The sequence below is a fragment of the Nonomuraea sp. B10E15 genome (genome assembly GCF_039871615.1).
GTDB lineage: Bacteria > Actinomycetota > Actinomycetes > Streptosporangiales > Streptosporangiaceae > Nonomuraea.
Window position 1 is genome coordinate 1,618,291 of the sequence record NZ_JBDPMB010000001.1, and the last position, 23,262, is coordinate 1,641,552.

Sequence of the window (23,262 nt, forward strand, 5' to 3'; positions counted from 1 at the left end):
CGGGAGGGGGCGGGATGAGCGTCAGCAGCATCGGCATGGAAAACACCGGGCGGAGGGTGTTCTCGGGTGGCGTCTGGGAGGAGAGGTACGGCTACGCCCGCGCGGTCATCGCGGGTGACCGGGTGATCGTGTCCGGTTGCACGGCCACCGTCGAAGGAGAGGTGCGCCACATCGGCGACGCCTACGAGCAGGCCCTGACCGCGATCGACATCGCCCTGGCGGCGGTCGCGACCGGCGGCCTGACCCGCGAGGACGTCGTCATGGTCCGCTATTACGTCGTGGAGCAGCGCCACTTCGACCCCGTGGGCCGGGCCATCCACGACGTCTTCCGCGAGGTGCGCCCCGCCTGCACCGGGGTGCGGGTGGCCGGACTGGTCGACCCGAGGATGCTGGTCGAGATCGAAATCGAGGCACTGCGAGCATGACCGTGGCGGTAAGAGTCATTCCCTGTCTCGACGTGGACGCCGGACGCGTCGTCAAGGGCGTCAACTTCGAGAACCTGCGCGACGCGGGCGACCCGGTCGAGCTGGCCAGGCGCTACGACGAGGAGGGCGCCGACGAGCTGACCTTCCTCGACATCACCGCGTCGTCCGGCGAGCGCGAGACCATGCTGGACGTGGTGCGCAGGACCGCCGAGCAGGTGTTCATCCCGCTCACCGTGGGCGGCGGCGTGCGCGCGGTCGACGACGTCAACCGGCTGCTGCGCGCCGGCGCCGACAAGGTGTCGCTCAACACCGCGGCCATCGCCCGGCCCGAGCTGCTCACCGAGGCGTCCCGGCGGTTCGGCGCCCAGTGCGTCGTGCTGTCCGTGGACGCCCGCCGCGCGCCCGGCACCCCGAGCGGCTTCGAGGTGACGACGCACGGCGGCCGCCGCGGCACCGGCATCGACGCGGTGGAGTGGGCCGCGCGCGGCGAGGAGCTAGGCGTGGGCGAGATCCTGCTCAACTCGATGGACGGCGACGGCACGCTCGACGGCTACGACCTGGAGATGTTGCGCGCGGTCCGGGCCGTCGTGCGCGTGCCGGTGATCGCCAGCGGCGGCGCCGGACGCCTGGAGGACTTTCCTCCGGCGGTGGCGGCGGGCGCCGACGCGGTGCTGGCGGCCAGCGTGTTCCACTTCGGCACGTTGAAGATCTCCGAGGTCAAGGAGACGCTCCGGATGGCGGGCCACCCGGTCCGCTAGCGCGTCAGAACGCCCGGAGGTGGTGGAACAGCTCGTAGGAGGCGTCCTCGGCGGCGAACGCGGCCGCCTCCGACCGCTTGACGGCGAGGTACGCGTCGCGCCGCAGCGGCCCGAGCGCCTCCATGAGCATCTCGTCGCCCTCCAGCGCGTCGAGCGCCTCGTCCAGTGACGACGGCAGCCGCGGATACCGGCCGGGCCGCGTGTCGGGGTCGACGTCCACGGCCTCGCCCGGATCGAGCTTGCGCCGCATGCCGTCGAGACCCGCGTGGATGACGGCGCCCAGCGACAGGTAGGGGTTGGCGGAGGAGTCGGACGGCTTCAGCTCCAGGTTGGGCTCCCCGGTCTCCCCGAGGGGCGAGCAGACGCGGACCGCGGCCTCCCGGTTGTCGGGGCCGTAGACGGCGTACGCGCTCGACCACATGCGGGGTGCGAGGCGGCGGAAGCTGTTGACACTGCCGCAGGTCAGCGCGGTGAGCGCGGGCAGGTGGGCGAGCAGGCCGCCGATGAAGCCGTCGCGCGTCTCGCCGTCGCCGGCGAAGACGTTGCGGCCGTCGCGCCACAGCGAAAGGTGCAGGTGGGCGCCGTTGCCGGCCTGGTCGGCCAGCGGTTTGGGCGCCAGCGAGGCCCACAGCTGCATGCGCATGGCGACGCCGCGCACGGTCTCGCGGTAGAGGACGTGGTTGTCGGCGGCCCGCAGCGCGGGCGCGTGGTGGACCGACAGCTCCTGCTGGCCGGGGCCCAGCTCGGGATGGCAGTGCTCGACGCGCAGGCCCTGCGTCTCCAGGGCGCGGATGAGCGTGATCGTGTAGTCGTGGGCCGTGTCGAAGCCGGTGCCCGCGTAGCAGAGCGAGTCGTCGATGGGCACCAGCCGGTCGGGGCCGCCGTACGGGTCGGGCAGGCGGCGGCCGAGCGTGAACTCGGGCTCGAACGCGGCGACCAGCGTGTAACCCTCGGCGGCCAGCTCGGCGATGGCGTCTTTGAGGAAGGTCCGGGGGCACGCGCCCCATGGGGAGCCGTCGGGCAGGCGCAGGTCGGACAGCATCGTCGCCGCACCCGGCGCGTGCGGCAACGTGACGTAGGTCGCGGGGTCGGGAACGATGCGCACCTCGCCCACCGGACCCATGTGCTCGACGTCCTGGAGCTGGTCGAGCATGTTCATCGCCATCATGGCGACGGTGTGCCCGATGCCGGTGTTGAGCCGTTCGGCCAGCCGTGACCGGGACGCCGCTTTGCCACGGATCACGCCTCCGTGGTCGGCGTACAGGAAACGGATCAGCTCGATGCCCTCGAGCTCTGCTCGCTCGAGGACGCGCCGCGCGGTGGCGCCGAGCTGATGGATCGTGGTGCCGCTCGGGCGATCTCTCATCCTGCCTGCGTAACACGATCCGGCAGCGCTTGGAAGCACCTGACGCAGACAGAACCGTTGGTCAGGGGGTCAGAACACTTGAGAAGAACGTGGCCAACTGATTGGCTCCCTGAAGAATTCCGTCGAACACACCGTTGACCGCGGCGGCGGCTTCGGCCGGCCGGGTGAACAGGTAGAAGACCACGAACGCGACAGCGACGTAGGTGATCACCTTCTTGACCTGCATGGGGGGCCTCCTGCAGTCCATTCCCAGCCGTATATACCCGGATCTGGGCGATCACTGGCATCTTCTATGAAGATGTTCATGATCCTAACCGGGGGGCTTCTTTCCTCTGCCATGGTAAGGGCTAGAGACGGACTGCGAGCGCCTGTGGTGCCGGGAATTGCGCCATCGGCGCGCGGCTACATGCCGAGGGGCGCCTCGCGCAGCCGTTCGGCGTTCTCGGGCGTGCCGGTGAGCTCCACCTTCGCGTGCGCCTGCCGTCCGAAGCAGAACATCAGCAACTCGCCGGCCCTGCCGGTGACCTCGACCTTGGGGCCTCCGCGCGGGCCGGCCAGCAGCACTCCGCCACCCAGCCGGTGCAGCACCACGCCCACCGGGGCCCTGCGCAACATCAGCCTGGCGCCGGACGACAGCCGCTTCCAGAAGACCTCCTCCAGCTCCGCGGGCAGCTCGCGCGGCTCCCACGACGGCTGCGCGCGGCGGACGTCCTCGTGGTGCACGAAGAGCTCGATGGTGTTGACGGCCTGGTCGAGGGCCTTCACGAGCCGGAACACGCCGCCGGGCTCGCGCACCTTGGCGACCAGCTCGGGATAGGGATGCCTGGCCTTGAGCGCGTTCTGGACCGAGGCGGTGTAGCCGGCGAGCGGCCTGAGCGCGATGCCGCCCATCGCGTCGGGCCTGCGCTCGCGCAGCACGAGGTGCGCGGCCAGGTCGTAGGTGCTCCAGCCCGCGCACAACGTCGGGGCGTCGGGGCCGATCCGGTCGAGCAGGTCGCAGAGCGCGGTGCGTTCGCCACGAGCGTGAGTCACACGGGCAACCCTACCCGCGGGAATAACGAGATGATCAGGGGTGATAGTGACATACGTAGAAATGCCGCGATGAGAGGACCCACCGAGTGGCGAGCAAGGTCACCTCGGCCGTGATGCGCCAAGGACTGCGGGTCCTTGGGGTGGCCATTCGCACGGAGAAGGCGGTGTTCACGCTGGCGGTGCTGGCCAGCGCCGTCTACGGGGGCATGACCGTCGCCTCCGCATGGGCCCTCGGGTGGGCCACCCAGAACGTCGTGCTGCCGGCCTTCGGCGAGGGCCGCGCCGTCGCGGGCGCGTTGTGGACGGGAACGTTCCTGATCCTGGGCACGGCGCTGCTCAAGGCGCTGGGCGTGGCGGGCCGGCGGATCCTGGCCGGCATCCTGCAGTACCGCATGCAGGCCAGGTCGCGCAGGGACGTGACCAAGCAGTACCTGCGGCTGCCGCTGTCGTGGCACCACCGGCACCCGACGGGGCAGCTGCTGTCGAACGCCAGCGCCGACGCCGAGGCCGCCTGGGCGCCGCTGGCGCCGCTGCCGATGGCCGTGGGCGTGATCGTCATGCTGGTCACCGCGGCGGTCGCGATGGTGTTCACGGATCTCGTGCTGGCGCTGGTCGGCTTCCTGATATTTCCGGCGATCGCCGTACTCAACCTTGTCTATCAGCGCAAGCTCAGCCCGCTCGCCACCCGCGCCCAGCAACTGCGCGCCGAGGTCAGCGAGATCGCGCACGAGAGCTTCGACGGCGCGCTCGTCATCAAGACCCTCGGCAGGGAGGACCTGGAGACCGAGCGGTTCCAGCGGCGCGCCCACGAGCTGCGCGACGCCAACATCGCGGTCGGGCGCGTGCGCGGGCTGTTCGACCCGATGCTGGAGGCCCTGCCCACGATCGGCGTGCTCGCGGTGCTGGGCGTCGGCTCGGCCCGGCTGTCCGGCGGCTTGATCGACTCCGGCGACCTGGTGCAGGTCGCCTACCTGTTCACGCTGCTGGCCTTCCCGATCAGGGCGCTCGGCTGGGTGCTGGCCGAGCTGCCGCGCAGCGTCGTCGGCTGGCAGCGGGTCCAGGCCGTGCTGGACGCGAGCGGCTCCATGGAGTACGGGCAGGCCGCCGCGACCTCGACCGCGCCCGCCGCGCTCGAGGTCCGCGACGTCTCCTACTCCTACGGCGAGGCCGAGGTGCTGCACGAGGTGACCTTCGACGTGCCCGCCGGCCGTACCGTCGCGCTGGTCGGCCCCACGGGGTCGGGCAAGTCCACGCTCGTGCAGCTGCTCGTCCGGCTCGTCGACCCCGGCAAGGGACAGGTCCTGCTCGACGGCGTGGACGTCCGGGAGCTGGCCCACGGCGGCATCGCCGCATCGGTCGCCCTGGTGCCGCAGCAGACGTTCCTGTTCGACGACACCGTGCGCGGCAACATCACGCTCGGCCTCGACACCGGCGACGAGGACGTGCGGGCGGCCCTGCGGCTGGCGCAGGCCGACGGGTTCGTCGACCGGCTGGCCGACGGGCTCGACACGCGCGTCGGTGAGCGCGGCACCTCGCTGTCCGGCGGCCAGCGCCAGCGCCTCGCGCTGGCCCGCGCGGTCGTGCGCCGGCCGCGCCTGCTCATCCTCGACGACGCCACCTCCAGCGTGGACCCCCAGGTCGAGGCCAAGATCCTGTACGGGCTGCGGGACGCCGCCGAGGCGTCCACCGTCGTGGTCGTCGCCTACCGGATGGCGACCATCGCCCTCGCCGACGAGGTCGTCTACCTCGACCACGGCCGGGTCGTCGACCGCGGCCCGCACGACGAGCTGATCAGCCGCTGCGCAGGCTACCGCAACCTGGTGACCGCCTACGAGCGTGAGGAGGCCGAGCGCGCCGCCATCGACGTGCCGGCCGGAGAAGAAGAGGAAGTCAGCGCATGACGGCCGAGGTCATCCGAGGCAACTCCGAACGTTCGGCGCTGGCCACCATCCGGCATGGGCTCTCGCTCACGCCGGAGTTCCGCAAGGGGCTGGTGGTCACGCTGCTGCTGGCGGTCGTCGCGACCATCGGCAAGATCATCGTGCCGGTCGCCGTCCAGCAGACGATCGACACGGGACTCAAGACCGGCACTCCGGACACCGCGTACATCACCCGGGCCATCCTGGTCTGCGCGGGCGCGGTGCTGCTCACAGCCGCCGCCGGCTACGTCATGAACGTCCGCCTCTACAAGGCGACGGAGTCGTCCCTCGCCACGCTGCGCGTGCGCGGGTTCCGGCACGTGCACGACCTGTCCGTGCTCACCCAGAACACCGAGCGCCGCGGCTCCCTGGTCTCGCGCGTCACCAACGACATCGACCAGATCAGCACGTTCATGCAGTGGGGCGGGCTGATGATCATCGTGGCGTTCGGCCAGCTGTTCGTGGCCACGGTGCTGATGTTCGTCTACTCCTGGCAGCTCACCCTGCTCGTCTGGTTGTGCTTCATCCCCCTGATGATCGCCCTGCCGCGCTTCCAGAGGCTGCTGTCGCGGGCGTACACGACCGTGCGCGAGCGCACCGGCGACATGCTGGCCGCGGTCAGCGAGTCCGTCGTCGGCGCCGCCGTCATCAGGGCCTACGCCTCGGAGCGCCGTACGGCCGAGCGCATCGACCAGGCGGTCGACGCCAACAGGCGCGCCCAGACCAGGGCGCAGACCATCGTCGGCTTCGTCTTCCCGCTCACCGAGATCGTGGCGGCCGTCGCCATCGCCGGCATCGTGCTGCTGGGCGTGCGGCTCGGGATGTCGGGCGAGATCACGCAGGGCGAGCTGGTGGCGTTCCTGTTCCTGATCACCCTGTTCGTCTCGCCGCTCCAGACCGCCACCGAGGTGCTGAACGAGGCCCAGAACGCCGTCGCGGGCTGGCGGCGCGTCCTCGGCGTCATCGACACCCCGCCGGACGTGGCCGACCCCGGCGACCAGGGCGTGGAACTGCCCCGCGGCCCCATCTCGGTCGCCTTCGAGGACGTGCACTTCTCCTACCCGGGCGGCGTGCCCGTGCTGCGCGAGGTCACCGTCGAGATCCCGCCGCGCTCGCGTGTCGCGGTCGTGGGGGAGACGGGGTCGGGCAAGACCACGTTCGCCAAGCTCCTGACGCGTCTCATGGACCCGGGCGCGGGCCGCGTCACCGTGGACGGCCACGACCTGCGCCACATCCGCTTCTCCTCGCTGCGCGAGCGCATCGTCATGGTCCCCCAGGACGGCTTCCTGTTCGACGGGACGCTGGAGGCGAACATCCGCTACGGCAAGCCGTCCGCCACCACCGACGAGATCCGTCTCGCGATGACCGAGCTGGGCCTGACCGACTGGCTCGAAGGCCTGCCCGCGGGCCTGGACACGGCCGTCGGCCAGCGCGGCGAGTCACTGTCGGCGGGCGAGCGCCAGCTCGTCGCCCTGGCCCGCGCCTACCTCGCCGACCCCGACCTGCTCCTGCTCGACGAGGCCACCTCGGCGGTCGACCCGGCCACCGAGGTACGGCTGGCGCGGGCGCTGGAGGGCGTCACCCGCGGCCGCACCGCCATCTCGATCGCGCACCGCCTGTCCACGGCCGAGAACGCCGACGAGGTGCTGGTCTTCGACGGCGGCCGGCTGGTGCAGCGCGGCCACCACACGGAGCTGGCGGGCCGGCCGGGCGTGTACGCCGACCTGCACGCCTCGTGGATCTCGGCCGCCCACTCGTGACCCGCGGCCGCGCCGGCTCGTCCTTCCGGGCTCCCGCCGGGCCGTCCGCCGTGCCGTCCACCGGGCCGTCCACCGTGCCGTCCACCGGGCCGTCCACCGGGCCCCGGGAGGCGCTCCTGTCACGGTTTCGCCGAGGCGAACGTCACGGTCGTGCCACGTGGCCCTGACACGATCATGAGGTGCTCGCACACCATGCGCGTCAGCCACAGGCCCCGACCCCGGAAGCCGTACCCCCTGGGCGGCCGCGTGTCGCCCATCCACCCGGGTGGCAGCCCGGGGCCGTCGTCGGCGACCTCGCACCACAGGCGCCCGTCCCGCGTCCACAGCCGCAACCGCCCGTGGCCTCCGCCGTGCACCACCGCGTTGGTGGCGACCTCGTTGACCGCCAGCACGAAGTCCTCGAGCCGCCCGCCTGCCAGCCCCTCGCCGGCGGCGTGCTCGGTCACGGTCCTGCGCAGCCCCGTGATCTGCCCCCGCGCGAAGCTGACGTGGAGCACCTGCCTATCCACCGCGCACCCGCAGGACGACGGCGGACCTGACCGCCCAGGCCGGCCCGGGGAAGACCCGGCGGGAACGGGGAGCGGAGCCTACGACGTGCACCACGACGGCCCTCCCACGGCAGGCTCGGGAAACCGAAATTACTCCGCTCCGCGCCATCACGTACCGCATTCTCGGTAAAACCCACCGTGACGCGTCGCGGGCAGGTGTACCTTTTCGGCGGGGCCGCCCACGGGAGGGGTCATGAGGAGCATGGGCGCGGATGTGCTGGAGATGACGCGACGCCGACACGGAGATCTTGTGGTGGTGAGCCTGGCGGGGGAGGTCGACGTCGACAACGTTTCCGAAGTCAGGAAATGTCTCGATGAAGCCGTGGCGGAGCACGTCCCCCGACTGGTCGTCGATCTGACCGGCCTGGGCTTCATCGACACGACAGGGCTGGGCGTCCTGGTGCGCGCGCTCGCCACGCTGCGCGACAGGGACGGCACGATGGCTCTGGTCGCACCCCCCGGGCAGGTGCTCCGGCGGCTGCGCAGGACCAACCTGGCCCCGCTCTTCCCCATCTACGACACCCTTCCCCAAGCCCTGGCCTGAGGCTCGCGCCGGTGGCGGGGGCGGGGGCACGAGCTGGTTGAATGGGCTGCATGTCCCTCGACGCCAAGATCGCCGCACGGTTGAAGCGCAATCCCGACGGCCTGGTCCCCGCGATCGCGCAGCAGTACGACACCGGCGAGGTGCTCATGCTGGCCTGGATGAACGACGAGGCGCTGCATCGGACGCTCACCACCGGCAGGGCCACCTACTGGTCCCGCAGCCGGGCGGAGCTCTGGGTCAAGGGCGCCACCTCCGGCCATGTCCAGCAGGTCAAGTCCGTGGCGCTCGACTGTGACGGCGACACCATCCTGGTCAAGGTCGACCAGGTCGACGGGGCGTGCCACACGGGTGATCGCACCTGCTTCGACGCCGACCCGCTAGAGCTCGCGCCGAGCTAGGAGAGCGGATGGAGCCCGAAGCGCGGACTTCCCGGCGCGGGGAGTTGTGGGGCTGGGTGGTCATGACGGCCCTGGGCTGCGTGCTCGTGTTGTGGGGCGCGGGCCAGGCATGGGTGACGGTCCTGGGAGACGGCGAGGCGCCGAGCGGCGGCGGGCTGAGCCCCGTGCTGACCCCCGTGGCGCTGGCCGGGCTGGCCGGCGTGGTGGCGGTGCTGGCCACCAAGGGCGCGGGCCGCCGGGTCGTCGGGGTGCTGCTCGCCCTGTGCGGGGCCGGAGCCGCTGCGGCGACGTGGGCGGCGCTGTCGGGCGGCACCGTGACCGCGCGCCTGCGCGAGGAGAACGTGTTGTCCGGCGCCACCGGGCTCTCCTGGGAGATCGCGCCGCTCTGGCCCGCCGTGACGGTCGTCGGAGCGGTCCTGGTGATGGCCGGGGGCGTGCTGGCGGTCGTGCGCGGCGGCCGGTGGGCGGGCATGTCCGCCCGCTACGACCGCACGGCGGGCGCCCCCTCGGCGCGGGCCCACGACAGGACGCTGTGGGACGCGCTCGACCGCGGAGACGACCCGACCGACGACCGCTGAGCCGGTGACGGTTACGAAACCTCCACTGTTCTGAACCTGTGTGCGCCCGGCAAACGTTTCCTCAATAAGCTGCCGTTGCAACTCGCCACGGACGTTGAGGGAGCCGGCTCATGAGCTACGGGGATCAGGGCGGTAGCGGAGGTTATGGCGCACAGCCTCCCGGGGGAGGCTACGGCCAGCAGCCGCCGAGCGGGGGTGGTTACGGCCAGCAGCCGCCGAGCGGGGGTGGTTACGGCCAGCAGCCGCCGAGCGGGGGTGGTTACGGCCAGCAGCCGCCGAGCGGCGGTGGTTACGGCCAGCAGCCGCCGAGCTACGGGGACCAGCCCTACGGCTACGGCCAGCAGCCGCCGAGCTACGGCGGCGGATACGCCCAGCAACCTCCGAGCTACGGGGGCCACCCGCAGCAGGGCTACGGCTACCAGCAGCCCAGGTCCACCAACGGGATGGCGGTGGCCTCGCTCGTCCTCGGCATCATCGGCCTGGTCTTCTGCGGCCTCACCAGCATCCCCGGCGTCATCCTCGGGCATGTCGCGCTCAGCCGGATCAAGCGCACAGGAGAGGAGGGCTCGGGCATGGCCATCGGCGGCCTCGTCACGTCGTACATCACGGTGGTGATCTGGCTCCTGTGCTGGCTGATCTTCGGCGGTATGCTCCTTTCCCTCATCGGGTTCGCCAGCACCGCCGGCAGCACGGTGGAGTACCAGTAGGTCGCCCGCTGCACGTGTAGCCGGACCGTGACGACGTGCTTGCGGTCCGATTACGAATTGTCCGCAAAATCGACGTTGATCCACGTAGAAGATGGTTTCTCGCTAGGCTGCCGCGCGAACTGGACTCGAGATGACGACATGAGGGGTCATTAGCATGAGTTACGGAAACCAGGGCGACGGTGGCTACGGCGCCCAACCGCCCGGCGGCGGCTACGGCCAGCAGCCTCCCAGCGGCGGCGGTGGCTATGGCCAGCAGCCCCCGAGCGGTGGTGGTTACGGCCAGCAGCCGCCCAGCGGCGGAGGCTATGGCGGTGGCTATGGCCAGCAGCCGCCGAGCGGGGGTGGCTACGGCCAGCAGCCGCCCAGCGGCGGAGGTTACGGGGGTGGCTACGGGCAGCAGCCGCCGAGCGGCGGCGGTTACGGCGACGGCGGTTACGGCCAGCCCCCCGGCGGTGGCTACGGCGGCGGTGGCAACCCGCCCGACAACCAGCTCGTCCCGGCCATCCTCACCACCCTGTTCTGCTGCCTGCCGCTCGGCATCGTGGCGCTCGTCAAGTCGTCGCAGGTCAACTCGAAGTGGCAGGTCGGCGACTACCAGGGTGCGATGCAGGCCGCGGAAGAGGCCAAGACGTGGTGGAAGCGCAGCCTGATCTTCGGTGCCATCGGCATCGTCCTCGGCATCATCGCGTACATCGTGATCTTCTTCATCCTGGCCGCGAGCGTGTCCACGTACTCGTACTCGACGTACTGAGCCGGCGTGACGGCGGGCAGCGCGCTGGAAGGCGGATACTGAAAGCATGAGCATCGCAACAGCCGGGCGGCGTGACACGGGTCGCGCGAGGCGCCTGCTCGCGCCGCTCGGTGTTGCGGCGGGCGTGGGCGCCGCGTTCGCCTTCGTCGGCGTGGTCGACCCCAACGAACCCGGCCACTATCCGACGTGCCCGTTCCTGTGGCTCACCGGCCTCTACTGCCCAGGCTGCGGCACCATGCGCACCATGCACGCCCTCGCGCATCTAGACCCGGTCGCCGCGCTGGGGCTCAACCCGCTCGCCGTGGCCATGATCCCGTTCCTGCTGTTCTGGTGGGGGCGATGGGTGCTGCGTGCCTGGCAGGGCCGGCCCAGACGCACGACGCTGGCGCATCCGGCGTGGCTGTGGGCCTTCATCGGGGTCGTCATGGTCTACTGGGTCGTCCGTAATCTGCCTGTCGGCGCGTTCCTCGCCCCCTAGGCAGGGCCGGTGGTGAGGTGCCCCCGCTGGGGCCGATACCATCGCAGGACAAGGCGGAGAGCGTACGCGAGGCGAACTCTCCGCCACCCCCACTGTCGACCGGAGGGACCCCAAGCGCGTGAGTGAGCGGACGGAAGGGCCGAGTGTCCTCGACGGCATCCTCGACGGGGTGCGCGCCGACCTCGCCGCACGCCAGCAGGCCGTGTCCATGGACGAGCTCAAGCAACGAGCCGAGCGGGCCCGGCCGGCCAGAGACGCGATGGCCGCGCTCGGGGGTGACAGGATCTCGGTGATCGCCGAGGTCAAGCGGTCCAGCCCGTCCAAGGGCGCGCTCGCCGCGATCGCCGACCCGGCGGCGCTGGCCGCCGACTACGAAGCGGGCGGCGCCCACGTCATCAGCGTGCTGACCGAGCGCCGCAAGTTCGGGGGCAGCCTCGACGACCTGGCCGCGGTCCGCACCAGGGTCGACATCCCGATCCTGCGCAAGGACTTCATCCTCACCTCCTACCAGTTGTGGGAGGCCAGGGCCTATGGCGCCGACCTGGCGCTGCTGATGGTCGTCTGCCTGGAGCAGGAGGCGCTGGTGTCGCTGATCGAGCGGGCCGAGTCGATCGGGCTCACCCCGCTGGTCGAGGTGCACACCGAGGACGAGCTCGAGCGGGCGGTCGCCGCTGGGGCCCGGGTCATCGGGGTCAACGCCCGCAATCTGAAGACACTCGAGGTCGATCGCGACGTGTTCGCGAAGCTGGCGCCGAAGATCCCCGATAATGTGATCAAAATCGCCGAGTCGGGTGTGCGTGGCCCGCATGACCTGCTCGCTTACGCTAGAGGTGGCGCCGACGCCGTCCTGGTGGGGGAGAGCCTGGTCACCGGCAAGGACCCGCGCAAGGCCGTGGAGGCGCTGGTGACGGCCGGCGCTCATCCGTCGACGCGCCCCGACCACTCAGCAGAGGGATAGCAGTGGCACACGAAGGTTCCATCCTGACCGCCGCCGACCTGGCGGGCAACGGCGCGCACGGCGACGATCCCGACGTGCACGGCAAGTTCGGCATCTTCGGCGGCAGATATGTGCCGGAGGCCCTCATCCCGGCGCTCGACGAGGTGGCCGCGGTCTACGAGAAGGCCAAGAACGACGCGCAGTTCCTGCGCGAGTTCGACCACCTGCTGCGCACCTACGCCGGCCGGCCGACCACGCTGACCGACGTGCCGCGCTTCAGCGAGCAGGCCGGTGGCGCCCGGGTCGTGCTCAAGCGGGAGGACCTCACCCACACCGGCGCCCACAAGATCAACAATGTGCTGGGCCAGGCGCTGCTGACCAAGCGGCTGGGCAAGAAGCGGGTGATCGCCGAGACCGGCGCGGGCCAGCACGGCGTGGCCACGGCGACCGCCGCGGCCCTGCTCGGCCTGGAGTGCGTCATCTACATGGGCGCGGTCGACTGCGAGCGCCAGGCACTCAACGTCGCCAGGATGAAGCTGCTCGGCGCGACCGTGGTGCCGGTGACCAACGGCTCGCAGACGCTGAAGGACGCCATCAACGAGGCGTTCCGCGACTGGGTGACCAACGTCGACACCACCCACTACCTCTTCGGCACGGTCGCGGGCCCGCACCCGTTCCCCGAGATCGTGCGCGACTTCGCCCGCATCATCGGCGTGGAGGCCCGCCGCCAGATCCTCGAGCTGACCGGCCGGCTGCCCGACGCGGTGTGCGCCGCGGTCGGCGGCGGCAGCAACGCGATCGGCGCCTTCCACGCGTTCATCGGCGACGAGGGCGTGCAACTGCACGGCTACGAAGCCGCCGGTCGCGGCCTGGAGAGCGGCGAGCACGCGCTCACCCTCACCGCGGGCTCGGTCGGAGTGCTGCACGGTGCGCGCACCTACGTCCTGCAGGACGACGAGGGCCAGACCATCGAGTCCCACTCGATCTCCGCCGGGCTCGACTATCCGGGCGTCGGTCCCGAGCACGCCTGGCTGAGAGACTCCGGCCGCGCCACCTACCACGGCGTCACCGACGACCAGGCGATGGCCGCGTTCTCCCTGCTGGCCAGGACCGAGGGCATCATCCCCGCCATCGAGTCCTCCCACGCCCTGGCGGGCGCGCTGGAGCTCGGCCGCGAGCTCGGCCCGGAGGTCACCATCCTGGTCAACCTCTCCGGCCGCGGAGACAAGGACATGGGCACGGCGATGAAATACTTCAACCTCTGAGACCCGCCGAGGCCTCAGGACCTCCGAGCCCTCGGAGACCTTCGAGACCGCTGAGAGGCCGGGACCACGCGGGCCGCTGACGGCCCGCGCCGGGCCGCTCGCCGCGCGGCCTCCCGCGACACCCAGGGCCTTCGTCGGCGCGGAGGATTCTGGGCGGGGCGCGCGGCAGGGCATCATGGTGAGACTCGACCTTCGAAACGGACAGACATGACGACTCTTCAGACGGTTTTCGCCAAGGCGAAGGCGGACAACCGGGCCGCGCTCGTCGGCTACCTGCCGGCGGGCTTCCCGTCCAAGGACGGCGCCATCGCCGCCGCCACGACCCTGGTGGAGGCCGGCTGCGACGTCATCGAGATCGGCCTCCCCTACTCCGACCCGCTCATGGACGGGCCCACCATCCAGGACGCCGTGCACAGGTCACTGGTCAACGGCACGCGCATCGCCGACGTGATGCGCACGGTCGAGGGGGTCGCCGCGACCGGTGCCGCCACGCTCGTCATGACCTACTGGAACCCCATCGACAAGTACGGCGCCGAGCGCTTCGCCCGCGACCTGGCCAACGCGGGCGGCGCGGGCACGATCACGCCCGACCTGACGCCCGAGGAGTCGGAGCCGTGGCGGGCCGCCTCGGCGGGCGCCGGCATCGACACCGTGTTCCTGGTGGCGCCCAGCTCGACGGAGCAGCGCATCAAGGCCGTCGTCGACTGCTGCACGGGTTTCGTCTACGCGGCCTCGCTCATGGGCGTCACGGGCGCCAGAGAGAGCGTCAACGTCGCCGCCGAGGGCCTCGTGCAGCGCACCCGCGCCCACACCGACCTGCCGGTGTGCGTGGGCCTGGGGGTCGGCACCGGCGATCAGGCGGCCGAGGTGGCGGCCTACGCCGACGGCGTCATCGTCGGGTCGGCGTTCATCCGCCGCATGCTCGACGCCCCCGACGAGGCAGCGGGCCGGGAGTCGATCGCCGTCCTCGCGAAAGACATGGCCAAGGGCGTGCGCCGCTGACCCCGGCCGGCAGGCACGTCCACCGCCAGGGTGAGCAGCCCCTGCTCCGGCGCTCACGGCCGCACGGCCCTGGCGAACAGCCCGGCCAGCTCGTCGGCATATTCCGCCAGATCGGCGTCCGGGTCGGCCTCCAGCAGGAACGGCAGCCCGTCGAGCGCCCGCTGGATCGCCATCGCCATCACGCGGGTGTTGAACGCGCCGAACTCGCCGCTCTCCTGGCCCCGGACGAGGATGCGCTCGACGTGGGCCAGCACCGACAGGTCGGTGGCCGCGTCCTGTGCCGCAGAACCGCCTTCCGGCCTGAAGTTGAGGAAGATCTCCGTGGCGGCGCGCATCTCGGCGCGGTGGCCGGCGATGTACTCCACCAGCGACCGGATGTAGGTCTCGAGCGCGGCGCCCGGCGTGGTCGCGGTGCTCACCCGTGCGGTCATGAACGCCCCCAGCTCGCTGTAGATCGTGCCGATCGCCTTGCCGATCAGCTCGTCCTTGCTGTCGAAGTGGTAGGAGATCAGCCGGGTGCTGCTGAGCCCGGCCCGCTCGGCGATCCTGGAGAAGGACGCCTGCCGATAGCCGAGCTCGGCGATCGTGGCGATGGTCGCGGCGACGATCTGTGCGCGCCGCGCGGAGCTCGTCACCGAATCCTCCCGCCTTACTTGCATGAGTAATTTTTAACTCATCCAAGTAAAACGCGCAACTCGGAGAGCCTGAACGAGGAAGCGGCTTAGTCGACGCTTATCGTGAACGTGATCGGATGGGAACCCGGTACTGTGCCCATCTCGGCACAGGGAAAGAGGAGATGGCCCGTGGTCGCGTCACAACCGTCACATCGAGCTACGTCAGCGATACCCTGGGTGACGGTCGTCGCCCGGCTGGTCCTGGGCGGAGTGCTGATCGCGGCGGGTGCGCTCAAGATCGGCAACCCGACGGACTCCGTGGTGGCGGTCAAGGCTTACCAGTTGCTGCCCGAGTCGATCGCCGTCCCGGTGGGCTACGCCCTGCCGATGCTGGAGATCGTGGTCGGCGTGCTGCTGGTCGTCGGTCTGCTGACCAGGGTGGCCGCGGTGGTCGCGGGGCTGCTCATGTTCGCGTTCGTCTTCGGCATCGCCTGGGCCTGGGCGAACGGCCTGCGGATCGACTGCGGCTGCTTCGGCGGCGGCGGCCAGTTGGGAAAGGGGCAGGAGCCCACCTACCTGCTCGACATCCTGCGTGACTTCGGCCTCGTGCTTCTCGGCGCCTGGATCACGCGTTTCCCGCCGGGCCGTTTCGCTCTCGACGGAGCACTCGGCCTGGGGGGCGATACTCGTGATGTGGAGGACGAAGGATGAGCAAGGGGCAGCGGACGAAGACCATGTCGAAGTCAGCGCGTGACAAGATCAAGGAACAGCAGGCCGCCGCTCGGGCCCAGGAGCGGCGCAGGAAGATCGTGACCTACGTGACCGCCGGAGTGGTGGCGGTGGCCGCGGTCGGAGCCGGCTGGTGGTATGCGGCCAGCACCTCTCAGTCGGAGGAGGCCTCCGGCGCGCTCGCACCCATCACGGTGCAGCCCGACGGCGCCGCGGTGATGGCCAAGCAGGGTGTCACCGCGCCCGTGGTCGACATCTATGAGGACTTCCAGTGCCCCGCCTGCAAGGAGCTCGAGCGGGTCAGCGGGCAGACGTTCAAGAACCTCGCCGCCGAGGGTCTGGCGAAGGTGGTCTACCACCCCATCACGATCTTCTCGCAGGAGCCGACCAAGTCCAATTCCGTACGCGCGGGCAGTGCCTCCCGCTGCGTGGCCGACGGCAAGCAGTGGATGGCCTTCCACGACCTGCTCTTCGAGAACCAGCCGCCGGAGACCGAGCCCGGTTTCAAGCCCGAGCAGCTCGTGCAGTGGGGCAAGGACGCCGGGGTCACCTCGCCGGGGTTCGAGCAGTGCGTCACCTCGGGCAAGCACGCTCAGGCGCAGCTGTCGTACAGCAAGAAGGTCAGCGATGAGCAGAAGCTCGACCATACGCCGACCGTGAAACTGAACGGCATAGAAATAGACAACGGGGTACTCTTCAGCCCACGAGAGTTGCGCGAAGAGATTACGAAGGCGGCCAAGTAGCCGCGCTTCCGCTACCCTCACGTGACATGCCCCTTGCCTCGATTCCCAGCCCTTCCCAAGGGGTCTGGTATCTCGGAATCATCCCGATCCGGGCTTATGCGCTCTGCATCGTGCTCGGCGTCATCGTCGCCGTCTGGCTGAGCGAGCGGCGTTGGCGCGCTCGTGGAGGCCAGCAGGGGACGATCATCGATATCGCGGTTCCCGCGGTCATCTTCGGTCTGATCGGCGGCCGCCTCTACCACGTCATCACCGACTGGCAGACCTATTTCGGCAGCCGCGCGATCAAGGAGCCCATCCAGGCGCTGTTCATCTGGGAGGGCGGTCTCGGCATCTGGGGCGCGGTCGCGCTCGGCGGCGTCGGCGTCTGGTGGTCCGTGCGCAAGCGCGGCATCTCCATGGGCGCCGTCGCCGACACGGTCGCCCCCGGCATCGCCTTCGCCCAGGGCATCGGCCGCTGGGGCAACTGGTTCAACCAGGAGCTGTACGGCTCGCCGACCACGCTGCCGTGGGGCCTGGAGATCGACGCCGCCCACGGGGGAGAGCCCGGGGTCCTCTACCACCCGACGTTCCTGTACGAGTCGGTCTGGGACATCGCGCTCGGCTTCGCGCTGCTGTTCGCCGGGCGGCGGTTCATGTTGCACCATGGCCGGCTGTTCGCCCTCTACGTCGCCGGCTACACCCTCGGCAGGTTCTGGATCGAGGGCCTGCGCATCGACCCGGTCGGCGGGGTCGACCACGCGGTGACCTTCCTCGGGCTCCGGATCAACCAGTGGACGTCGATCGTGCTGTTCGCGGGCGCGCTGGTCTACCTCTGGGCGATGAGGAAGAAGGACAGCGAAGAGATCGTCGTGCCCCTGTCCGAGCTTCCGGACCCGGCGCACGTGTCCGGCCAGGCCGACCCAGGCTCGCCCGACGCCCCTTCCCCGGCGTCGTCGGGCGACGCTGCTGACCCGCCGGCGGATGGGTCCGGCGGCGGCACGCCGGGTGAGCCCGGCGCGGAAGCGGCGACGCCCTCCGACGAAACCTCCCTGGCGGGGGACGACGCGCCCGGGGCGGACGCGGCCCGGAGCGACGCGGCCGGGGCTGATGCGGCGGGGGCCGACGCGGCCGACGGCGGCGAGGCCGATCGCGGGCCGAAGGGCGATGATCCGGCGCCCGGCGAGCCGGCGGAGATCCCCGAGGGTGAGGCCGCGACGAAGGGGAAGAACTCGCGATGAGCGGTCGCGCGGAGGCGCACCACCAGCACCGCGACGTCACCGGAGGCTGGTTGCGGCCATCGGTGTTCGGGGCGATGGACGGTCTGGTGTCGAACTTCGCGCTGATCGCGGGTGTCGCGGGCGGCACCGCCGACACCAAGGTCATCTCCCTCGCCGGCGTCGCCGGGCTCGCCGCGGGCGCGCTGTCCATGGCGGGTGGCGAATACGTCTCGGTGGCGAGCCAGCGCGAGCTGGCCCAGGCTGAGATCGCCGTCGAACGCCGCGAGCTCGCCCGTCACCCCGACGACGAACGCGTCGAGCTGGCGCAGACGTTCGTCGAGAAGGGCGTGTCCCCGGAACTGGCGGCCGAGGTCGCCCGGCAGATCTCGCAGAACCCCGAGCAGGCGCTGGAGGTTCACACCCGTAACGAGCTCGGCGTGGCCCCCGGCGACCTGCCGTCGCCGTCGCTGGCCGCGGTGTCGTCGTTCCTGTCGTTCAGCCTGGGGGCGGTGCTGCCGCTGCTGCCGTACCTCGTCGGGATGCGGAGCCTGACGGTGTCGGCGGTGATCTCCTGCGTGGCCCTGTTCGCGGCGGGCGCGCTCGTCTCGACGGTGACCGCCCGTAACTGGTGGTATTCCGGGGTGCGGCAGCTCGTGGTGGGCGGGGTGGCCGCCGCGGTCACGTTCGCGCTGGGCAACCTGATCGGGGCGGCGGTGCTGTGATGGCCCGCAGAAGAGCCGCGCCCGGTTCCGGCAACCCCTCACGAAGCCCTCACGACGGTGCCCGCCCCGCATCCGACCCCCAGGGCGGCGGCCAGCACGCCGCGGGTGGGCGTAGTGGTGAGTGGCCTGCGGCGGAGGGTCGTGGTGATGGCTGGTCTGCGGCGGGTGCGCAGGGCCAGGGGCCGTTCTCGGGGGTCGAGGGCGCGCACGCGGACGGCGCGGACCGGTCCGCGGGCTCCCGTGGCGGCCGGAGGGCGCGCGTACGTGGCCGCAGGCAGCAGGTGCCCCCCGACGTCGATGGCACGAGCTCCCGTGGCCTGTCAGCGGACGGTGATGACCGGACCGGGGGCCGATCCGGCAGCGGTTGGCCCGCTACGGCGAGCGGGGAGGGCGACGGCAGGTGGTCGGCCCGTACGCGTGGAGGGCGCAGGTCGGCCCGCCGGGCCGCCGCCGACCCACCCTCAGGCGATCCGGGCACCGGTCCCTTCGGACCCGGCACCAGCACCGGTCCCTTCGGATCCGGCACCATCACCGGGCCGTTCGGCGCAGAGCCGGCGGGCGGGAGCTTCCACGGCGGCACCGGGCAGCCCGGACCAGAAGGCGGCGGTGCCGGCTGGTTCCGCGAAGGCGGTCGCGGTCCCGGCCGGCCCGGTGGCGAGGGTGCCGGCCGCACCGGGGGCCGTAGGGATGGCGGGCGGTCCGGCGGCGCTGAGGATGTCGGCTGGCCGGAAGGCCGTAGGGGTGCGGGCCGGTCCGGCGGGCCTGAGGATGCGGGTCGGACCGGCCGTAGGGGTCTGGGGCGGTCCGGCGGCGCTGGGGAGGGTGGCCGGCCGGAGGATCGGCGGGGCGCTGGGCGGCCTGTAGGCGGGGAGACCGGATGGTCCGATGGCAGGGGCGGTGCCGGGCGATCCGATGGTCAGGGCGGTGCGGCCTGGCCGGAAGACGGAGGCGGCACCGGGCAGCGCGAGGCCGGTACGTCGGAAGGCGGCAGGCGGGCAAGTGGCCGTGCCGAGCGCTCCGGGGGCAGGGTCAAGCTCCGGGGCAGCGCCGGGTGGCCGCTGCAGGAGGACGGTGGCACGGGCGAGGCCGCGGCGGTGGGGCGGAGGGCGGGCACGCCCTCGCGCAAGCGGCGGCGTACCCCTCCGTCCGACTGGCAGTTCCCGCTGCTCACCGCCTGGGGCCTGCGTCCTGATCAGCAGCGGTTGCTCGTGATCATCGCCGTGGTCGTGGGCGTGCTGGCCGGTGGCACGGGGCTGGTGTTCGCCGTGGGCTCCATCGGCGAGTACACGCCTCAGCAGCGAACGAGTGCCGCCGTGGTCGCGCCCGGCTCGACGTTGCCGCGGATCTTCCACGGCTGGAGCTCGCCCAAACTGTTCGCCCCGCTGACCGACAGGACCAAGGACAAGCGCGCGCTGACGAAGAAGGAAATGTTCGGCCACAAACAGCTCTCCGTCACCAAGAAGCTCAAGCTCAAGCTGGTCGCCAAGCAACTCGACGCCGACTGTGCGGCGGCTCTGTGGGGGGAGACCGTGGTGGAACAGGTCTCCGACGCCGGATGCAGCCAGGCCGCCCGTGGCCTGTACGTCAGCTCCGACGGCCGCTATGTCGGCCAGTACACGCTGCTCAACCTGAAGGACGGCAAGTCGGCCGCCGCCCTGGTGGAGTCGTTGAAGACCGACTACCGGGGCGGGTGGACGATCCCCCTGCCCTCCTCCAAGGCGTCCTTCCCCTCGGGGGGCTACTCCGAGGCGGGCGGCTACGCGCTGGGGCACTATGTCGGCCTTGTCTGGCTCGGCAGAACCGACGGCGCAGAACCGACCGCCAAGGACGACTTCGTCTCCCTGACCTTGGCGTTGCGCGGCGCGGAGAAGCCCGTCTACCGCAGGGTCGTCTCGCTCACGGGGCCGTCGGCCTGATGTCACGTCGTCTCCTCATCCCCGTGGTGATCGCCGCCCTGGTGGCCGTCGCCGCGGGCGGCTGGTGGTGGTCGCGCCGCGACGAACCCCGCCCGTCGGCCCTCCACGCCGAGCCCACTTCCGCCTTCTACGCGGCCATCGACGACCGCAAGAACGACGCCGCCCCGCTCACCCGGCAGGAGGTCTTCACCTCCGCGGTCAAGACCCTGGGGGCCATGCGGCTGGAGAGCACCCAGCAGTTCAGCGACTGCGACGAGGTCCTGTGGGGGGCGTCGGCCTCCGGTTGCACGCAGGCGCTCCAGGGCGTCTACAGGGGCAACCTGACCGCGGGCCAGTTCGTCATCTTCAACATGGGTGACGGGCGAGCCTCCGACGCGCTGGTGTCGGCCCTGGGCAAGGACGGGTTCGTACGCCAGGGCATCGCCTTCGAGGCCGCCGGCAGTCGCGCGCAGGTGCGTGCCATGGGCCACTACGTGACGGTGAGCTGGGTCGGCGGCACCGCGCCCGCGCAGGAACTCCTCGCGGCGCTGGTGGCACTCGACGGCCTGGGCCGTGTCGTCCAGGACCGCGTCGTCGACGCCACCTGACCTCGAAACGGCGCCGGACCCGGTCCGGTGCCGGAATTCGGGTGTGCAGCCGGACTGCGGAAGGGGCGGGCCTCGGTTCAGGGTGGTTCGGTGCTCCGCCTCCGGCAGGACGCCGTGCTGTCGCCTGGCGACCCTGGAAGCCGCGGGCTCAGCCGGTGGGTGCGAGCCCGATGGTGTCCGGCGGGCGCCGGTCAGGGATGCCGCGCGTGTCCGGGTGGCGGGTGCCGGCCCTCTGGCCGGTACGGACCTGCGCGTGGGCGATCGGCGGGGTCCGAAGAAGGTGGTGCCGGGGGAGGCGCTGGGGGTGAGGTGGGAGAGACGGCCGGGGTGACGGGCCTGGACGACGTGGTGTCGGGGAGGCGGCCAGGGAAAGCGGGGCCAGGGAAGGCGGGGCCGGGAGCGGCTCCGCCCGGACCCGGTCAGCGCGGCGAGCGGCGCCAGGGACGTGTACTGGTCTGCGGGAAGTGGCGCCGGGGGAGGCTGAGCGCTGGGAAAGCCGGTCAGGAGGCGGCGCCGGGGGACGTCGGGGCGGGGGAGGTCGAGGTCAGGGACGTGACGGTTGCGGACACCGCCTCGGGGAGGCCGGACAGGCGGTGCAGCGGCGCCTCCAGCGGGGTCAGGTCTTCCGCCCAGAGGGCCGCCTCGCGGATGAGGGCCCTGGCGTCGTTCTTGGTGAGCGTGGCGCCCTGCTCCCGGGCCGCCGCGATGAGGGCCTCGCGCCACGTGTTGGCCAGCTTGGCGTGACCGTTGTCCAGGATCCTGCGCAGCACGCGGGCCGCCGGGTCGCCGGGCTGCGGGAGGCGCACGGCGTCGAGCATGTCCTCGCCGGTGCTCGACGTGTAGACGGCGGACAGCACGCCGGGCAGGGGCGGCAGACCGGCGCCCAGGACGCGAACGTGAGAGGCGCGCGTCGCCAGGAGCAGGCGGGGGAGCGCTGCCTCCAGGCCGGGCGGCAGGGCGACGGCCACGCGGTCGGAGGCGGCCGCGTACGGCTTGGCGAGCCAGGTCGACACCTTGACCCGTGGTTGGGTGAGCTCCTTGGGCCATTCGCCCACCAGCAGGTCGGGCTCGAAGCCCGAAATGCCCCTCTCTGGGGCTGAGATGCCCTTGTGGGCGTTTTCTACGGCTTGTGGGCCTTGGGTGTAGATGGCGGTGGACTGGCGGCTCAGGCGGGACGTCACGGCCGGGCGGGTCTTGCTGGTGGGCCGGAGGATGTACAGGTCGGCCGCCGAGCCGATGGCCTCCGCGCCGAAATAGCGGTTGAAGTCGGGGTAGATGGCTTCGTAGGCGAGGTTGAGGTCGGCCAGCGCCTGCTGGACCTTGAACGCCAGCATGGGCATGCGCTCGCCGGCGCCGTAGGCCAGCAGCACCCGCCCGTCGTCCTTCAGCCCCTCCACGGCGCGAGCCACGAACAGGCCGACGCCCTCCGGTGTGTACGGCGGGTCGGTGAGCGCCAGGTCGTGGCCCCTGGCCGAGGCGGGCAGGCCGAGCCGCAGGTCGGCCCAGCGGGTGCGGACGCCGAGCTCCTGGGCGTCGATGTAGGCCAGGATGCGCTCGTCGATGTCGGCCACCGTGACCTCGGTCTCCGGGTGGACGAGCTTGACGGCCAGCGAGGTCAGGTCGTGGTCGCCCACGCACAGCAGGCGCGTGCCCGGCAGCCAGAAGCGGGCGCCGAGCAGCAGTGCCCGCCGCAGCACGGTCTCGGGCGTGGCGGCGACGTGGTCGAGGACGTGGCGGGCGCGCGGGGCGCCGGCGATGAGGTCGCTCAGGCGGTCGAGCGCGTCGGAGTAGTGGGGGAGCAGGTGGGCGACCGGGTCCTCCGGTGGCGGTGCGACGGCGAAGAGGTCCTGGTAGGCGGGGGTCCTGGTGAGCGGCACGCGGAAGGCGTCGCCGGATCGCTCCAGGGGCAGCTCGCGGAGCAGCGCCTCGATGGCGCGCCTCGACGTGGCGGTCTCGCGGACCAGGCCGGCGAGCCTCCACCACTGGCCGTCGCACACCAGCGTCAGCGCGTGCCTCAGCCGCCTGCTGTCGGCCCCGGCCTCTCGGAGCAGGCGCTCGACCCCGTCACGGTCCATGGGCAAACCCTATCGAGGTGCCAGGGTTGCGCCGGAACGCTCGCGCAGCGCGGCCGGCGAGCCGCCCGCCGGGCGGGGCCGGCGAAAAATCGTCATCTCTGCCGCATACAGGTGCGCCCAAGCGGGAATGACACGGGCCTCGCGCAGAGTTTGGGATAGAGAGTTCGGATGCTGGACCTGCCCGAATGTTCGCAATGCGGACGTGGCGGGCA

At 71.5% G+C, this 23,262-nt stretch carries 25 protein-coding genes; 19 read left to right on the plus strand and 6 right to left on the minus strand.

Features of this window, described 5'->3' with window-relative positions; all coding sequences use genetic code 11:
• Nucleotides 1-14: 14 nt before the first annotated feature.
• Both ABGB14_RS07480 and hisF read left to right on the plus strand, forming a co-directional pair.
• Nucleotides 15-425: a Rid family hydrolase gene (locus ABGB14_RS07480; RefSeq protein ID WP_347642787.1), complete on the plus strand. Its 411-nt coding sequence runs from the start codon at nucleotides 15-17 to the stop codon at nucleotides 423-425.
• The gene (gene hisF / locus ABGB14_RS07485) at nucleotides 422-1,183 is read left to right on the plus strand and encodes an imidazole glycerol phosphate synthase subunit HisF (protein WP_132600939.1); all 762 of its coding nucleotides are present in this window, start codon (nucleotides 422-424) and stop codon (nucleotides 1,181-1,183) included. The genes ABGB14_RS07480 and hisF overlap by 4 nt, the downstream gene beginning before the upstream one ends.
• Before the next feature lie 4 nt (nucleotides 1,184-1,187).
• Here hisF and ABGB14_RS07490 read toward each other — a convergent pair whose 3' ends face one another.
• The 3 genes from ABGB14_RS07490 to ABGB14_RS07500 form a co-directional block, all read right to left on the minus strand.
• Nucleotides 1,188-2,549 (minus strand): glutamine synthetase family protein, encoded by a 1,362-nt coding sequence (locus ABGB14_RS07490; protein WP_347642788.1) that lies wholly within the window; start codon nucleotides 2,547-2,549, stop codon nucleotides 1,188-1,190.
• A gap of 61 nt (nucleotides 2,550-2,610) precedes the next feature.
• Complete coding sequence (locus tag ABGB14_RS07495; RefSeq protein WP_165959967.1) at nucleotides 2,611-2,775, minus strand: hypothetical protein; 165 nt, start codon at nucleotides 2,773-2,775, stop codon at nucleotides 2,611-2,613.
• A 176-nt stretch (nucleotides 2,776-2,951) separates the two neighbouring features.
• Nucleotides 2,952-3,581, minus strand: coding sequence for a TIGR03085 family metal-binding protein (locus ABGB14_RS07500; protein ID WP_347642789.1), 630 nt, complete (start codon nucleotides 3,579-3,581; stop codon nucleotides 2,952-2,954).
• Nucleotides 3,582-3,694: 113 nt separating this feature from the next.
• On the opposite strand from ABGB14_RS07500, the gene ABGB14_RS07505 reads away from it, so the two are divergent.
• Together ABGB14_RS07505 and ABGB14_RS07510 are read left to right on the plus strand one after the other, a co-directional pair.
• Nucleotides 3,695-5,482 carry an ABC transporter ATP-binding protein gene (locus ABGB14_RS07505; protein ID WP_347643134.1) on the plus strand — a complete coding sequence of 596 codons (1,788 nt, stop codon included), beginning with the start codon at nucleotides 3,695-3,697 and terminating at the stop codon, nucleotides 5,480-5,482.
• Nucleotides 5,479-7,260 (plus strand): ABC transporter ATP-binding protein, encoded by a 1,782-nt coding sequence (locus ABGB14_RS07510; RefSeq protein ID WP_347642790.1) that lies wholly within the window; start codon nucleotides 5,479-5,481, stop codon nucleotides 7,258-7,260. Before ABGB14_RS07505 ends, ABGB14_RS07510 begins: the two co-directional genes overlap by 4 nt.
• Nucleotides 7,261-7,379: 119 nt before the next feature.
• On the opposite strand, the gene ABGB14_RS07515 is transcribed toward ABGB14_RS07510, so the two are convergent.
• A complete protein-coding gene (locus ABGB14_RS07515; protein ID WP_347642791.1) occupies nucleotides 7,380-7,757 on the minus strand; it encodes an ATP-binding protein in 378 nt (125 codons plus the stop codon).
• A 274-nt stretch (nucleotides 7,758-8,031) separates the two neighbouring features.
• Here ABGB14_RS07515 and ABGB14_RS07520 point away from each other — a divergent pair, with 274 nt between their 5' ends.
• The 9 genes from ABGB14_RS07520 to trpA all read left to right on the plus strand — a co-directional run bounded on the left by ABGB14_RS07520 (nucleotide 8,032) and on the right by trpA (nucleotide 14,468).
• A complete protein-coding gene (locus ABGB14_RS07520; RefSeq protein ID WP_347642792.1) occupies nucleotides 8,032-8,352 on the plus strand; it encodes an STAS domain-containing protein in 321 nt (106 codons plus the stop codon).
• A gap of 50 nt (nucleotides 8,353-8,402) precedes the next feature.
• Entirely contained in the window at nucleotides 8,403-8,750 is a 348-nt protein-coding gene (gene hisI / locus ABGB14_RS07525) for a phosphoribosyl-AMP cyclohydrolase (RefSeq protein ID WP_347642793.1), read from the plus strand.
• A gap of 8 nt (nucleotides 8,751-8,758) precedes the next feature.
• Nucleotides 8,759-9,328, plus strand: coding sequence for a Trp biosynthesis-associated membrane protein (locus tag ABGB14_RS07530; protein WP_347642794.1), 570 nt, complete (start codon nucleotides 8,759-8,761; stop codon nucleotides 9,326-9,328).
• Between the two features lie 110 nt (nucleotides 9,329-9,438).
• Entirely contained in the window at nucleotides 9,439-10,035 is a 597-nt protein-coding gene (locus tag ABGB14_RS07535) for a DUF4190 domain-containing protein (RefSeq protein ID WP_347642795.1), read from the plus strand.
• 154 nt (nucleotides 10,036-10,189) lie between these two features.
• The gene (locus ABGB14_RS07540) at nucleotides 10,190-10,786 is read left to right on the plus strand and encodes a CD225/dispanin family protein (protein WP_347642796.1); all 597 of its coding nucleotides are present in this window, start codon (nucleotides 10,190-10,192) and stop codon (nucleotides 10,784-10,786) included.
• Between the two features lie 46 nt (nucleotides 10,787-10,832).
• Nucleotides 10,833-11,264 carry a DUF2752 domain-containing protein gene (locus ABGB14_RS07545; protein WP_347621498.1) on the plus strand — a complete coding sequence of 144 codons (432 nt, stop codon included), beginning with the start codon at nucleotides 10,833-10,835 and terminating at the stop codon, nucleotides 11,262-11,264.
• A gap of 118 nt (nucleotides 11,265-11,382) precedes the next feature.
• Nucleotides 11,383-12,222: an indole-3-glycerol phosphate synthase TrpC gene (trpC, locus tag ABGB14_RS07550; RefSeq protein ID WP_347642797.1), complete on the plus strand. Its 840-nt coding sequence runs from the start codon at nucleotides 11,383-11,385 to the stop codon at nucleotides 12,220-12,222.
• A 38-nt stretch (nucleotides 12,223-12,260) separates the two neighbouring features.
• Entirely contained in the window at nucleotides 12,261-13,466 is a 1,206-nt protein-coding gene (gene trpB, locus ABGB14_RS07555) for a tryptophan synthase subunit beta (RefSeq protein WP_347643135.1), read from the plus strand.
• 207 nt (nucleotides 13,467-13,673) lie between these two features.
• Nucleotides 13,674-14,468, plus strand: coding sequence for a tryptophan synthase subunit alpha (gene trpA, locus ABGB14_RS07560; RefSeq protein ID WP_347642798.1), 795 nt, complete (start codon nucleotides 13,674-13,676; stop codon nucleotides 14,466-14,468).
• A 53-nt stretch (nucleotides 14,469-14,521) separates the two neighbouring features.
• Here trpA and ABGB14_RS07565 read toward each other — a convergent pair whose 3' ends face one another.
• Nucleotides 14,522-15,103, minus strand: coding sequence for a TetR/AcrR family transcriptional regulator (locus ABGB14_RS07565; protein WP_347642799.1), 582 nt, complete (start codon nucleotides 15,101-15,103; stop codon nucleotides 14,522-14,524).
• 216 nt (nucleotides 15,104-15,319) lie between these two features.
• On the opposite strand from ABGB14_RS07565, the gene ABGB14_RS07570 reads away from it, so the two are divergent.
• The 6 genes from ABGB14_RS07570 (at nucleotide 15,320) to ABGB14_RS07595 (ending at nucleotide 20,975) form a co-directional block, all read left to right on the plus strand.
• Complete coding sequence (locus ABGB14_RS07570) at nucleotides 15,320-15,793, plus strand: MauE/DoxX family redox-associated membrane protein (protein ID WP_132600894.1); 474 nt, start codon at nucleotides 15,320-15,322, stop codon at nucleotides 15,791-15,793.
• Nucleotides 15,790-16,554 carry a thioredoxin domain-containing protein gene (locus ABGB14_RS07575; RefSeq protein ID WP_347642800.1) on the plus strand — a complete coding sequence of 255 codons (765 nt, stop codon included), beginning with the start codon at nucleotides 15,790-15,792 and terminating at the stop codon, nucleotides 16,552-16,554. The genes ABGB14_RS07570 and ABGB14_RS07575 overlap by 4 nt, the downstream gene beginning before the upstream one ends.
• 26 nt (nucleotides 16,555-16,580) lie before the next feature.
• The gene (gene lgt / locus ABGB14_RS07580) at nucleotides 16,581-17,771 is read left to right on the plus strand and encodes a prolipoprotein diacylglyceryl transferase (protein WP_347642801.1); all 1,191 of its coding nucleotides are present in this window, start codon (nucleotides 16,581-16,583) and stop codon (nucleotides 17,769-17,771) included.
• Nucleotides 17,768-18,472 (plus strand): VIT1/CCC1 transporter family protein, encoded by a 705-nt coding sequence (locus ABGB14_RS07585; RefSeq protein WP_347642802.1) that lies wholly within the window; start codon nucleotides 17,768-17,770, stop codon nucleotides 18,470-18,472. Before lgt ends, ABGB14_RS07585 begins: the two co-directional genes overlap by 4 nt.
• A 1,094-nt stretch (nucleotides 18,473-19,566) precedes the next feature.
• Nucleotides 19,567-20,388, plus strand: coding sequence for a hypothetical protein (locus tag ABGB14_RS07590; protein ID WP_347642803.1), 822 nt, complete (start codon nucleotides 19,567-19,569; stop codon nucleotides 20,386-20,388).
• Nucleotides 20,388-20,975 carry a hypothetical protein gene (locus ABGB14_RS07595; protein WP_347642804.1) on the plus strand — a complete coding sequence of 196 codons (588 nt, stop codon included), beginning with the start codon at nucleotides 20,388-20,390 and terminating at the stop codon, nucleotides 20,973-20,975. Before ABGB14_RS07590 ends, ABGB14_RS07595 begins: the two co-directional genes overlap by 1 nt.
• Nucleotides 20,976-21,475: 500 nt before the next feature.
• On the opposite strand, the gene ABGB14_RS07600 is transcribed toward ABGB14_RS07595, so the two are convergent.
• Nucleotides 21,476-23,050, minus strand: a complete 1,575-nt coding sequence (locus ABGB14_RS07600) for a bis-aminopropyl spermidine synthase family protein (RefSeq protein WP_347642805.1) — start codon at nucleotides 23,048-23,050, stop codon at nucleotides 21,476-21,478.
• Nucleotides 23,051-23,262: the final 212 nt, after the last annotated feature.